This is a genomic window from Halomonas sp. NyZ770 (genome assembly GCF_020616575.1).
Lineage (GTDB): Bacteria > Pseudomonadota > Gammaproteobacteria > Pseudomonadales > Halomonadaceae > Vreelandella > Vreelandella hamiltonii.
In genome coordinates this window covers 2,324,690-2,337,701 of record NZ_CP085143.1, presented here as the reverse complement: position 1 = coordinate 2,337,701, position 13,012 = coordinate 2,324,690, and the positions used below count along the sequence as shown (strand labels likewise).

At 62.0% G+C, this 13,012-nt stretch carries 9 protein-coding genes; 3 read left to right on the top strand and 6 right to left on the bottom strand.

The window, feature by feature from the left end:
* Nucleotides 1–61 precede the first annotated feature (61 nt).
* Nucleotides 62–1,063, top strand: coding sequence for a type I glyceraldehyde-3-phosphate dehydrogenase (gap, locus tag LG409_RS10765; protein ID WP_026001738.1), 1,002 nt, complete (start codon nt 62–64; stop codon nt 1,061–1,063).
* A gap of 9 nt (nt 1,064–1,072) precedes the next feature.
* Here gap and LG409_RS10760 read toward each other — a convergent pair whose 3' ends face one another.
* From LG409_RS10760 to LG409_RS10735, 6 genes are all read right to left on the bottom strand, one after another.
* Complete coding sequence (locus LG409_RS10760) at nt 1,073–2,104, bottom strand: LacI family DNA-binding transcriptional regulator (RefSeq protein ID WP_039179520.1); 1,032 nt, start codon at nt 2,102–2,104, stop codon at nt 1,073–1,075.
* Nucleotides 2,105–2,256: 152 nt separating this feature from the next.
* On the bottom strand, nt 2,257–3,363 hold the full coding sequence (locus LG409_RS10755) for an ABC transporter ATP-binding protein (protein WP_227406635.1): 1,107 nt from the start codon (nt 3,361–3,363) through the stop codon (nt 2,257–2,259).
* Between the two features lie 66 nt (nt 3,364–3,429).
* Complete coding sequence (locus tag LG409_RS10750; RefSeq protein WP_227406634.1) at nt 3,430–5,046, bottom strand: alpha-glucosidase family protein; 1,617 nt, start codon at nt 5,044–5,046, stop codon at nt 3,430–3,432.
* A 64-nt stretch (nt 5,047–5,110) separates the two neighbouring features.
* Entirely contained in the window at nt 5,111–5,953 is an 843-nt protein-coding gene (locus LG409_RS10745) for a carbohydrate ABC transporter permease (RefSeq protein ID WP_016914219.1), read from the bottom strand.
* Nucleotides 5,953–6,936, bottom strand: coding sequence for a carbohydrate ABC transporter permease (locus tag LG409_RS10740; RefSeq protein WP_096922752.1), 984 nt, complete (start codon nt 6,934–6,936; stop codon nt 5,953–5,955). Before LG409_RS10740 ends, LG409_RS10745 begins: the two co-directional genes overlap by 1 nt.
* Nucleotides 6,937–6,950: 14 nt before the next feature.
* The gene (locus tag LG409_RS10735) at nt 6,951–8,222 is read right to left on the bottom strand and encodes an ABC transporter substrate-binding protein (RefSeq protein WP_144984408.1); all 1,272 of its coding nucleotides are present in this window, start codon (nt 8,220–8,222) and stop codon (nt 6,951–6,953) included.
* A 352-nt stretch (nt 8,223–8,574) separates the two neighbouring features.
* Between LG409_RS10735 and LG409_RS10730 the strand changes: the two genes are divergently transcribed.
* The gene (locus tag LG409_RS10730) at nt 8,575–10,110 is read left to right on the top strand and encodes a carbohydrate porin (RefSeq protein WP_144984405.1); all 1,536 of its coding nucleotides are present in this window, start codon (nt 8,575–8,577) and stop codon (nt 10,108–10,110) included.
* 107 nt (nt 10,111–10,217) lie between these two features.
* Nucleotides 10,218–12,920, top strand: a complete 2,703-nt coding sequence (gene malT / locus LG409_RS10725; RefSeq protein ID WP_227406633.1) for an HTH-type transcriptional regulator MalT — start codon at nt 10,218–10,220, stop codon at nt 12,918–12,920.
* Nucleotides 12,921–13,012: the final 92 nt, after the last annotated feature.

Here is a 13,012-nt window from a genome sequence, read left to right as displayed (position 1 = left end):
TTTTTAGTAATTTTTTTACTGAATACGCCATCGACGACCACTGCTTGATAGAGGTGCTACCATGACAATAAGAGTTGCCATTAACGGTTTTGGGCGGATCGGCCGCAACGTGCTGCGCGCACTGTATGAAAACGGCTACCGTGACCGCGTTCAGGTGGTTGCCATCAACGACCTGGGTGACCCTTCATTGAATTCCCACCTGCTGCGCCACGACACGGTGCACGGCCACTTTCCCTTCACGGTCGAGCACGACGCCGAGAGCATCACGGTGGACGGTGACCGAATCGCCATTTCCTCCGAGCGCGACCCGGCCAATCTGCCCTGGTCAGCCCTGAACGTGGACCTGGTGATGGAGTGTACTGGCCTGTTCACCAAGCGTGACGCGGCGGCCAAACACCTTGCCGCCGGTGCCCAGCGAGTGCTGATCTCGGCGCCCAGCCCGGATGCCGATGCCACCGTGGTCTACGGCGTCAACGACGACGTGCTCACTGCCGAGCACAAGGTCGTTTCCAACGCTTCGTGCACCACCAACTGCCTGGCCCCCGTGGCGAAAGCGTTGAACGATGCCGTGGGCATCGAGAACGGTCTGATGACCACCGTGCACGCGTACACCAACGACCAGAACCTGTCGGACGTCTATCACTCGGACCCGTACCGGGCACGCAGTGCCACGCACTCGATGATTCCCACCAAGACCGGTGCGGCTCAGGCGGTTGGTCTGGTGCTGCCGGAGCTGGCGGGCAAATTCGATGGCCTGGCCGTGCGAGTGCCCGTGATCAACGTGTCACTGGTCGACCTGACATTCACCGCCGGGCGTGACACGACCAAGGAAGAGATCAACGCCATCGTCGAGAAAGCCGCTGCAGGCTCTGCGGTGCTGGATGTCAATGCTCAGCCGCTGGTGTCGATTGACTTCAACCACAACGCCCACTCGTCGATTTTCGATGCCAATCACACCCGTGTGAATGGTCGGCTGGTGAAGATCATGGCCTGGTACGACAACGAGTGGGGCTTCTCCAACCGTATGTTGGATACCGCCATCGCCATGCAGAAAACCGCCTGATCAGGCGTTTCAAGGGCAGGTGTCGCCCAGCAGCAGCTCGGTCTTGAGCAGCTGCTGGGCCTTGGGGATGCGACCCAGAATCATCTTGGCCGCCGTACGCCCTTTGCCAGCACTGTCCTGGCGCACCGTGGTCAGTCGCGGTGCCCGGTACTGCCCTTCGGCAATCCCGTCGAACCCGGTAATGCGCAGCGTGTCGGGCACGCCGATACCGCGTTGCTCGGCCATTGTCAGCGCTGTCAGCGCGATGCGATCAGACATGCACAGCAGCAGGTCGGGGCGTTGGCTGGCGGGCTGATCGAGTATCTCGGTGAGTACCGGGGCGCACACATCGAAGACATTTTCCTCGATATTCCATAATGGAATCTTTTCGGTATCGAAGCCATGTTCGGCAAGCGCTGCGTGAAAGCCTGCCAGCCGCGCGCGACTGATGGTGCTGCTGTCGGGCAGCAGCGTATGCGCAGCGGTCACCCGTCCATTGCAGTGCTCTTTGGTCAGCCGCAAATTGATGATGGCAGGGCGTTCGGGCCGTTGCTGCAGGGCGTGCATGGCCATGGCGTAGCTGGCGTCACGGTCGTCGATATGCACCGTCGGGCAGCCGTCGATGTCGAAATCCACTGAAACCAGCGGCCGCTGGGTGGGCAACTCATCGATCATCTTGCCATTGGGCATCAGCCCGTAGACGATGAAGCCATCGGCAATGTTGGCGGAATTGGGTAGCTGTGACGCGTGTCCGCGCCCAGGCAGCAGCAGCAGGGTATGCCCGTGGGCATCGAGCACCTCTGCCACGCCGGAGAGAAACTCGCTGGCCACGGCATCGTTGAGGCTGTAGGTCAGGCTCTCGGCCAGGATGACCGCCACGATGCTGGAGCGTCCGGTGCGCAGGCTGCGTGCCTTGGCATCGGGGCCGTTGTAACCCAGCCGCTTGGCTTCGCGCAGGATGCGTTCGCGCAGCAAGGGGGAGAGCTGGTCCGGGCGATTGAAGGCATTGGAAATCGTCGCGGTGGAAACGCCAAGTTCCAGCGCCAGGTCTTTTAGGGTCATTCGACGGGAAACGGTCACGGTGCTTCCTGAGCAGGTTAAGTAGGACGCAGGCTAATTATTCGAGTGTTGCACAGGATAGCGGCCCTGAGGGGGCCAAGACTACCCTTCATTGAAGGGCGCTTGGGTCAGGGCCGAAGAGGGCGATCTGGGGTTCAGGCCGCCGAACGTCTGGCCGACAGCGTCAGTGCGTTGCCGCTTTCGTCGAACAGGTGTACATGCGCCAGGTCGGGCACCAGCGACACTTGCTGACCCTCCTGCCATTGGCTGGGGGCCTCGCTGCGATGGATCAGCAGCGTACTGCCTTCCTTGGGCTCCAGGTAGACATACACCTCGTTACCCAGATACTCGACATTGACGATGTCGAAGCAGTTGTCGCCTTGCGGGGCTTCCAGGCGCAGGTGCTCGGGGCGTACTCCCAGGGTCAGGCCCGTGCCGGGCGAGTAGCTTTCTGCCGATTGTGGCAGCGCCAGTTCGCCAATGCCCGTGGCCTTGACTCGGCAGCCGTCGGTGGAGCCGCTGGTCAACTGGGCCGGCAGGAAGTTCATGGTGGGCGAGCCAATGAAGCCTGCCACGAATTTGGTGGCCGGGCGCTGGTAGAGCTCGTGGGGGCTGCCTACTTGCTCCACATGGCCGCGGTTGAGGACCACGATCTTGTCGGCCAGGGTCATGGCTTCCACCTGATCGTGGGTGACGTAGATCATGGTGGAGCCCAGCCGGTTGTGCAGGCGAGCGATTTCGTTGCGCATCTGCACCCGCAGCGAGGCATCCAGGTTGGAGAGCGGCTCGTCGAACAGCAGTATGCGCGGTTCACGGGCCATGGCGCGGCCCATGGCCACCCGCTGGCGCTGGCCTCCCGAAAGCGCCTTGGGCTTGCGGTGCAGCAGCTCTTCGAGCTGAAGGATTTTGGCGGTGGTCATGACCCGCTCGTGTACCGTCTCCTTGGCAGTCTTGGCCAGCTTCAGGCCAAACGCCATGTTGTCGTAGACGGTCATGTGGGGGTAAAGGGCGTAGGACTGAAACACCATGCCCACCCCGCGCTCCCGTGGGGGCAGGTCGTTGACCACCGTGCCGCCAATGTTCAGGTCGCCGTCGGTGATCGACTCGAGCCCGGCGATCAGGCGCAGCAGGGTGGACTTGCCACAGCCGGAGGGGCCAACGAACACGACGAATTCACCGTCACCAATCGCCAGATCCACATCCTTGATGATGTGGTCACGTCCAAAGACCTTGTTGACCTTTTCAAGCGTAACACTTGCCATGGTAACTCCTTGCCGACCTCGACCCGCGATCGGGTCGGCTATCATTATTAAAGGTAACGGTGGCGGTCAGGCAACCTGCATGAAGGCAGCCTGGTACGCCGGTAGCGTCAGCGCGCTGCCGTCCCGGGTGGCAGTGAAGTTGGCCACGGCCAGGTCACTGGTCACGTCGACGGGCAGTGAAGCTCGCTGGGTCTGGCCGGTCAGGTTGAAGACACACAGCAGCGTTTCGTCGCCTTTTTGCCGGGTAAAGCCCAGCAGGTCGTCGCCTACATCCACGAGGTTCAGGTCACCATCGAACAGCGCGGGGTGCTGGCGCCGGAAGGCCAGCAGGGCGCGCACGGTATTGAGCGTGGCGTTGGGGTCATCCTGCTGGCGGCTCACCGATAAGGCCAGGTGGCGGGGCTCCATGGGCAGCCACGGCTCGACTGCCGAGAAGCCGCCCTGTTCGCCATCGTTCCAGGGCATCGGCGTGCGGCAGCCGTCGCGGCCCTTGAACTCGGGCCACAGCACTTTGCCATAGGGGTCTTGAATGCGCTCGAAGGGCACGTCGGCTTCCGGCAGGCCAAGCTCTTCGCCCTGGTAAAGGCACACGCTGCCGCGTAGCGAAAACAGCATGGCCAGCATGACTTTGGGGTAGGCATTCTGATCTTCTTCGGAGCCCCAGCGAGTAGCGCTGCGCACCACGTCGTGGTTGGAAGTGGCCCAGCAGGGCCAGGCGTCTCCCGCCAAACGCTGGAAGCGCTCGATGACTTCGCGCAGGTAGCGCGCCGAATGCGGCATGTTGAGCAGGTCGAAGGTGTAAGCCATGTGCAGCTTGTCACCCCCGGCGGTGTACTCGGCCATGCGTTCCAGCGGGTTGTCGTCGCCGATTTCGCCCACCGTCGTGGTGCCGGGGTACTCATCCATCAGCGCGCGCAGGTCCTGCAGGAAGCCAAGGTTCTCCGGGCGGCTGAGGTCGTAGACATGGCGCTGCCAGGTGTAGGGGTTGGCTTCCGGGGCGCCCAGGGTTTTGGCTTCTCCTTTGGGCACCGGCGGGTTGTCCCGCAGCTCGGCATCGTGGAAGTAGAAGTTGACCGTGTCCAGACGGAACCCATCGACGCCCAGATCGAGCCAGAAGCGCATGTTGTCCAGCTGCGCCTGACGCGCTTCCGGATTGTGGAAGTTGACGTCCGGCTGACTGGTCAGGAAGTTGTGCAGGTAGTACTGCTGGCGGCGGGAGTCGAAGGTCCAGGCCGGGCCGCCAAAAATCGACAGCCAGTTGTTGGGTGGCGTGCCATCGGGCTTGGGGTCCGCCCAGACGAACCAGTCCGCCTTGGGATTGGTGCGATCCTGGCGGCTCTCTTTGAACCAGGGGTGCTGGTCCGAGGTGTGGCTGATCACCTGATCGATCATCACCTTCAAGCCCAGCGAGTGGGCCTTGGCCAGCAGCGCCTTGAAGTCGTCCAGGGTGCCGAACATCGGGTCCACGTCGCGGTAGTCGCTGACATCGTAGCCAAAGTCGAGCATCGGCGAGGTAAAGAAGGGCGAGAGCCAGATGCCGTCCACGTTGAGCGATGCCACGTAGTCCAGCTTCTCGGTGATGCCGTTCAGGTCACCAACGCCGTCGCCACGGCTATCCAGAAAGCTGCGCGGGTAGATTTGATAAATAACGCCGCCGCGCCACCACATCGTATTGTCTTGCATACCATCGTTCCTTAAAAACGGTTGCTGAGAGTCATCAGCGAATTCATCGAGAGCGTCTATCGGGTCAGCCCTTCACCGCGCCAGCCGTCAGGCCAGACACGATGCGGCGCTGGAAGATGATCACCAGGATCACCAGCGGCACGGTCACCACGACGGACGCGGCCATGATCGGCCCCCAGGGCAATTCATAAGCACTGCCGCCCGAGAGCAGGGCGATGGCCACCGGCACCGTGCGCTGGGCATCGGTGAGCGTGAAGGTCAGCGCGAACAGGAACTCGTTCCAGGCGGCAATGAAGGCCAGCAGTCCGGTGGTGGCCATGGCGGGCCACATCAACGGTAAAAACACTTTGGTGATGGTGACCCAGGGGGTGGCGCCATCCATGATCGCGGCCTCTTCCAGCTCCATGGGCAGCTGCTTCATGAACGTGGTCAGTACCCAGACGGTGAACGGCAGGGTGAAGATGGTGTAGCTGAGAATCAGGCCCGCCGGGTTGTTGTAAAGGTTCAGCGCGCGAATGACCTCGAATAGCCCCGACAACACCGCCACCTGGGGGAACATGGATACCCCGAGGATCACCAGCAGCACCGTGGAGCGACCGCGAAAACGTACCCGCCCAAGCGCATAGGACGCGGTAATGCCCAGCAGCAGCGCAATGAACACCACGCTGAACGCGACGATGATCGAGTTGAAGATGGCGCGCAGGAAGCTGGTCTGGCTGAAGATTTGAACGTAGTTGTTCAGGTTCCAGTTGGAGGGCCACAGTTCCACGCGAAACAGGTCGCTGGAGGGTTTGAGCGAGGTGATCACCGCGTAGTAGAACGGGAAGACCGCGTACACCATGATAAGCGCAATCAGCGCCCAGAAGCCGACGCGTTTGGCTATTTTGGCTAGCTGACGAGTGGTCATCAGTCACCTCCCAGTTGGATCTTGTTGCGGCCCAGATAGAGGTAGGCAATGGTGGCCAGCGCAATGATCAGGAACAGCAGCGTGGAGGCCGCGCTGCCGTAACCGACATCCTGAAACTCGACCAGCTGCTGGCGGGCGTAGACCGACATCGACATCGTGCTGGTGGAGTTGGAGGTCAGTACGTAAATCACGTCGAATACGCGCAGCGCATCCAGCAGGCGGAAGATCACCGCCACCATCAGCGCGGGTGTGATCAGTGGCAGCGTGACCTTGAAGAACACGCGTACCGGATGAATGCCGTCCACTTCGGCGGCTTCGTAGCAATCCTTGGGCAGCATCTGCAGCGCGGCCAGTACCAGCAGCGCAACAAAGGGAATGGTTTTCCATACGTCCACCATGATGACCGCCCACATGGAGTAGGTGGCGCTGGCGGTCCAGGCGATGGGGTTGTCGATGATGCCGACGGCCATCAGCATATGATTGATGATGCCGAACTGGTCGTTGAGCATCCATGCCCACATCTGGGCAGAGACGATGGTCGGGATGGCCCAGGGGATCAGCACCGCGGCTCGGACGATCACCCGGCCCTTGAATTCGGCATTCAGGATCAGCGCCACGATGACACCGAAGATGACTTCCAGTGAGACGGACACCACCGAGAAGTAGACCGTGTTCCAGACCGAGCGCCACCAGATGGGGTCGGCGAGTACACCAAACCAGCGACCATCGTCATACACCAGATAGTTTTCGAAACCGATCAGGTTGGCCGCGCCCAGGTCCGATAGCGATGCGTCGGTAAAGCTCAGAAAGAACGTCCGCAGCAGCGGCCAGCCAGCCACCAGAGTCAGGGCGATCAGCATGGGGGCCAGGAACAGCCAGGCCGCCTTGACCCGTTGGCGGCGCACCTTGGTGCCGCGCTGGCGCCTTGGGGGCGCTATGGAACGCGCCCCGGAGGGCGCGTCGTGGTGAGAAGTGCTCGGCATGGGAGTCTCCGCAATTACCAGTTACGACGCTTCAGGCGCAGCAGTTCGCCTTCCAGGTCGGCAACTCCCTGGGCGCCATCCTTGTTGCCGGAAAGTACGTCATGGGTGGTGCTGAAAAAGGCGTTGCTGACCCGGCCATAGGCATCGCCGGTAGGTGCAGACGGACGCGCGACGGCATTGGTGAACGTGTCGTAGAGCGTGCCGAAGAAGGGCACCGCTTCCAGTACTTCTTGGTCCTGGTAGAGCGCATCGATGGTGGGGTTGTAGGACGCCTGAATGGCGCGACGTTTCTGCTCTTCCTCGCCCGTCAGGTAAGCCACCAGGTCGGCCGCCAGTTCGGGATTGTCGCTATAGCGAGAAACCGCCAGGTTCCAGCCGCCCAGGCCCGCAGCGCTTTGCCCGTCATCACCACCGGCCGGCAGCTGGACCACGCCCACCTTGCCGCGTACGTCGCTGTCATCGCTTTGGGCCAGCGCCCAGGCGTAAGGCCAGTTGCGCATGAACACCGCGTTGCCGCCCTGGAAGACCCCGCGGGCTTCCTCTTCGGTGTAGTTCAACACGCCTTCCGGGGCGATATCGCCTACCCAGGAAGCCGCCAGGTCAAGGGCCTGTGCGGCGCGCTCGTTGTTGATGGTCACTTCGCCGTCGTTATCGACCACGGTACCGCCGCCAAAGCTGGCGACCCATTCCAAGGCGTTGACGGTCAGCCCTTCATAGGCGCGCCCTTGGAACACGAAGCCCTGCATGCGGCTGTTGCCTTCGTCACGTTCGGCCGCTTGAATCTCGCGGGCCGTCTCGGTGAGTGCCTGCCAGGTGGTCGGAACGTCATGACCGTGCTTTTCCAGCAGGTCTTCCCGGTAGTACAGCACGCCCGCATCGGTAAACCAGGGCATGGCAACCAGACGATCATCGATGGTGTTGTTGACGACGATTGTCTCGAAATGGCCCGCGGCTGCGTCGTCACCCAATACCTCGCGAAGATCGAGCAGGTGATTGGCCAACAGGCCGGGCCACACCACGTCGATTTGCATGACGTCGATATCGCTGGAGTTGGCCGAGAGAATCTGCTGGTAAAGCGACAAACGCTCGGTAGAGGAGTTGGGTGTGGAGACCACGTCGACTTGGTGGCCAGTTTTTTCTTCCCAGGCCCGAACGCCCTCCTGGCAGAGGGTCAGCTCTGCACCCACGGCTCCACAGGAGATGGTCAGGTCGGCGGCCTGAGCGGCACCGCTGATGCTGGCAAGGCTGGCTAAGGTAATCGCAGACGAAAGAAGAGTCTTTTTCATAACGGCGTTCCTCGACGTTTATTGTTATGGGAGTGAAGTGACAAAGCGCTGACGGCGCCAACTTAAACGATTAAGTTGAGTGCCAGTTAGCCGTCTGTCGGCATGAAGTTCAATAGCGACTTTTGTCTAACGTGGCGGATAGTGTTTTTGCCAAGTGAAATAGGCAGTTAGACATTGGTCGATAATTAGTAAAAGCTTGTTGGTTTACTAACACTTAATCGATTAAGTTTTAGTGGCTGTCGCTCTTCGGCTCAAAACAGAAGTTGCTTTGCAACATTCAAGGGAAGGCGGTGCCTGGAGCCAGCGTCACGATCAGAACAATAGCGGTTTAAAAACAATAGGATTTAAAACAATGCACAAGACAGCATTCAAGACGCCGCTGGCCATTGCGGTGGCAGCCGCAAGCCTGGGCATGAGCGGTTTGGCCAGCGCCAACCTGTCCCTCGAAGAGCGTTTTGCCGAGCTTGAGGCACGCATCGCGGCGGCCGAGCAGCGTGCAGACGCTGCCGAGCGTCGTGCCGAGCTGGCGGAGCAGGGTGCAACGCCACCCCCATCCAGCGCCCCGGCGGCCGCCACTACCGATGCCGACATCGAAGAGCGCTTGGCGCGAGTAGAGCGACAGGCCAGCGGTGATGAAGGCTTTTCGTTCAACGTCTACGCCCGCTCTGGCCTGCTGCTGGGTGAAGATCGCAAGAGCATCGATGGCGGCCCCTATGTGACTCCAGCCGGTAACCTGGGCGGTGCCGTGGGTCGTCTGGGCAACGAGCCCGATACCTACACCGAAGCCATTCTCAACTACCGCATGCAGTTCGATAACGGCGCCCGCGCCCGTTACACCACCATGCTGGCCGCTGGCACCAACTCCAGCAACGATTGGGTTGGCGACGATACCAACCTCAACGTCCGTCAGGCCTATGCCGAGTTCAGCGACCTGCCCAGCTTCACCGGGGCCTTCGAAAATGCCTCCATCTGGGCGGGTAAGCGCTTCGACCGGGATAACTTCGATATCCACTGGCTGGACAGCGACGTCGTGTTCCTGGCTGGTACCGGTGGCGGTATCTACGATATTCAACTGGCCGATAACTGGAAGTCCAACTTCTCGCTGTATGGCCGTAGCTTCAGTGACTTTGACGTCATCAACCGCGAAAACCCCGGCCTGGACGGTGAAGGCAGCAACACCGACAACCTGATTCTGACCTCCAACAACTACTTCGGTAACTGGCAGGTCATGGCGAACGTGATGTCGGCCGCCGATAACGACGAGCGCGACATCGGCGTAGGCCAGACCGCCGCCGACAGCGGCTGGCATACCATGGTGGCGTACCACGGCGACAGCTTCTTTGGCCTGGGCGAGGGTAACTTCAAGGCGGCGTTGCTGCACGGCCAAGGGCTGGGTGCGGAAGTGAAAGGGCTGGGGAGCAATGGCGACCTGACCGACGACGCCACGGCGACCCGCCTGGCGGTCTACGGAACCACTTACATTGCCCCGCAGTGGCGCATTGCACCCTCGATTCTGGCAGAGGTCAGCGACGACCGGTTTGCCGATGGCGACAGCTACTCCTGGGCCACGCTGAACGTGCGCCTGGCCAACGAAATTACCCAGAACTTCGAGATGCAGTACGAGGGTAGCTACCAGTACATGGACCTGGACCCCAACGGTTTCAGCGATCGCAATGCCGTCAGCGGCAATTTCGGCAAACTGACCATTGCGCCCACTTTCAAGCCCGATGTCGGTGGCTTCTGGAAGCGTCCTGAAATTCGCCTGTTCGCCTCCTATACTGATTGGGATGCCGAGCTGAACGGCTATACCCTGGAAGACTCGTTCGGCAACGATGGCTTTACCGGTGGCCAGTGGAGCTTTGGCGTGCAGAGCGAAATCTGGTTCTGACCCATCGCACCATGCCTGGCAGGTTTCCTTGCCTGTTTCACCAATGCCGATTGCCCGCGCTCCGTCGCGGGCTTTTTGCTCGTTAGTCTCGACCCAGGGAGGCACCGATGCTGCTGCTCAAGGAAAAACTGAAGGCGCCGCCGCTACCTCCCTGTACGGTGGCGCGCCCGCGTTTGAACGACCACTTCGCGTTGAACGAGCAGGTGCGCCTGCTGGTGGTTCAAGCGCCACCGGGCTATGGCAAGACCACGCTGCTGGCCGAGCGGCTGCCCGCCCTGGAGCAGCAGGCAAGCTGGCTGCGGCTGGACGATCAGGACAATCAGACACACCGCTTTCTGGCCTACTGGCAGGCGGCCATGGACACCCTGTTGGCCCCTCAGGTCACGCTGACGCCGGGGGATGACAGCGAATGCATTGCCCACATGGAGCGCTGGTTGACGGAGCTACCCGAACAGCACGCGCCTTGCCGACTGGTCGTGGATGGCTTCGAGCATCTTGCCAACCCCGAGATTCTCACCGCGCTGGCCCACTGGCTGCGCCATCAGCCGCCCTGGCTGACCTTGACGCTGGCCAGCCGGTCACGCCCGGCACTGGGGCTGGCCAGCCTGCGGCTGCGCGGTGAGCTGGAAGAGATCGACCTGCATAGCCTGGCATTCGACAGTGAAGAGGCGCATACCCTGTGCGCCGAACAGCTGAGTTTTCCGCCTACCCGGGTGAGCCTGGAGCGCGCGCTACGCTTGAGCGGAGGGTGGGCCATGGCGCTCAACTGGCTGGTCGAGCGCACCACCACCCGAGCGGGTTTCGATGCCTTGCTGGAACGGCTAAGCGGCGCGCATCCCGATTTCGTCGCCTGGTTCGACGAACTGCTGACCACTACCTTGCCGAGTGAGGAGCGCGAACTGCTGCTTCAGCTGGGAGTGCTGGAGCGGTTCTCTCCCGAGCTGATGGCGCGGCTATTGGAAGGGGAGCGGTTGACGCAGCGGCTGGAGGCCTTCGAGCAGGCCGGGCTGTTCATCGAACGTCCCGACCCGCATGCCCAGTGGTATCGCTTTCATCGCTTGTTTGGCGACTACCTGCACCACCGCCGCCATGAGCTGAGCCTGGCCACCCAGCGCACGCTGCATCAGCGGGCCAGTCAGGCCTGGCTGGCGCTCGATGACCCGGTCATGGCGCTGCGCCAGGCGATTCTGGCCGACGCGCCGGACCTGATCAGCTCGTTACTCATCGCGCAAGGGCCGGCACTGCTCTCCCAAGGCGCCTACGCACTGCTGGCCAGAGGGTTGGAGCGGCTGGGCGAGCCGCAGCTCGGCCAGTGCCCCGAGCTGGCGCTGCTTTATGGCTGGGTGTCTCATGCCCAGTTCCAGTTCGATATCACAGCCCGCGTGATCGGCTGGATCGAGGCTCAACTGCACCTGCCGGAGTGGCAAGCGCTGGGCGCCGAATTTGCCACCTTGCGTGCCCAGCTGGCGATCAATCAGGGGAACGCCGAGCGCGCTGCGCCGCTGGCCGAGCAGGCGCTGGGGGTTCCGGCGCGTTACCTGGCATCGACGCCCCTGACGGCCACCGCGATCCTCAGCGAAGCGCGTTTCGTTCAGGGGCACCTGGAGGAGTCGCTGCTGAACGTGCGTGAAGTAGCGCGCCAGGCCCATCACCACGATGATCACCAGCGCCTGATATGGGCCTTTTGCCACCAGTCGGAAACGCTGGTGGCCCAAGGGCGTTTGCAGGCTGCCTACGATATTCAGGAGCGCGCCTTCGTGCATCTCGAGCGCGCAGAGCTCGAGCATCTGCCGGTGGCCGAGTTTCTCTATCGTATCCGCAGTCAGCTGCTCTGGGAGTGGCATCGGCTGGACGAAGCCGAGCAGGCGGCGCTCAAGGGCATTGCCGTGCTGGACAGCCAGGGCGAGCGCTGGACCCTGCAGTGCCATATTCAGCTGGCCAAGATCGCCCAGAGTCGCGGCGATCAGGCCCAGTGTGCCGACCATATTCGGCGGCTGCGCAAAATTCTTGCAGAAGGCGATTACCATATCGACTGGGTCGCCAACGCCCACGCGACGCTGCTTAGCTGGTGGCAGTCGAGCCAGGACCTGGAGGCAGTGGAGCGCTGGCGCCAGGAAGCGCCGCCGCCCATCACCGATAGGGCCACCAACCATTTCGCCCAGTGCAACGTGCGCAACCACGCCCGGGCGCTCACGCTGCTGGGCCAGTGCGAGGAAGCCCGCACGCTGCTGGAGGCCCTCGAAGAGCACGCTCGGCAGTCAGGGTTGGTGACCGACGCCAACCGTAACCAGCTTTGCCTGGCCGCAGCCGCCTGGCATGCAGGAAGAAAAGAGCACGCTCGCGAGCATATGCAGCAGGCCCTGAGCCTGGCGTCGCGCACCGGCCTGGTGGGCAGCTTTTTGCGGTTGGGCAAGCCGTTGGGTGAGCTGCTGGCTGGCCTGCTCGAAAGCGACTCGTTGGGGGCCCTGGAAAAAGCGAGGGCCGAGCGGTTGATGGCGCTGGCAGGGCGTCAAAAGGATTTTGGCAGCGCCCGGCGTTTGATCCTCGACGAGACGGTGATTGCCGATATCGTGGCTCGCCTGGATGTGCCGGAACTGATCCGCACCTCACCGCTGACTCGCCGTGAGTGGCAAATCCTAGGGTTGATTCATGCGGGGCTATCCAACGAGCAGATTGCCGAGCAGCTCTCGGTGGCCCAGACCACCATCAAGACCCATATCCGCAGCCTTTACCAGAAGCAGAACATTCGTCGCCGTGAGGAGGCCATTCACCTGGCGGGGCAGCTGCTGGCCCACATTCACGGGGATTGACCCCGTCGGAAGGCTGCCCAGCGCCTGTGGGGCGCCTCCTCCTCTCGACTACGCCCGGTACTCCCTGCGTGGGAGGATTCGATCCCGCCGCG

Coding starts and splice junctions, on each gene's coding strand:
- gap (WP_026001738.1), top strand. CDS start 62: ATGACAATAAGAGTTGCCATTAACGGTTTTGGGCGGATCGGCCGCAAC.
- LG409_RS10760 (WP_039179520.1), bottom strand. CDS start 2,104: ATGACCCTAAAAGACCTGGCGCTGGAACTTGGCGTTTCCACCGCGACG.
- LG409_RS10755 (WP_227406635.1), bottom strand. CDS start 3,363: ATGGCAAGTGTTACGCTTGAAAAGGTCAACAAGGTCTTTGGACGTGAC.
- LG409_RS10750 (WP_227406634.1), bottom strand. CDS start 5,046: ATGCAAGACAATACGATGTGGTGGCGCGGCGGCGTTATTTATCAAATC.
- LG409_RS10745 (WP_016914219.1), bottom strand. CDS start 5,953: ATGACCACTCGTCAGCTAGCCAAAATAGCCAAACGCGTCGGCTTCTGG.
- LG409_RS10740 (WP_096922752.1), bottom strand. CDS start 6,936: ATGCCGAGCACTTCTCACCACGACGCGCCCTCCGGGGCGCGTTCCATA.
- LG409_RS10735 (WP_144984408.1), bottom strand. CDS start 8,222: ATGAAAAAGACTCTTCTTTCGTCTGCGATTACCTTAGCCAGCCTTGCC.
- LG409_RS10730 (WP_144984405.1), top strand. CDS start 8,575: ATGCACAAGACAGCATTCAAGACGCCGCTGGCCATTGCGGTGGCAGCC.
- malT (WP_227406633.1), top strand. CDS start 10,218: ATGCTGCTGCTCAAGGAAAAACTGAAGGCGCCGCCGCTACCTCCCTGT.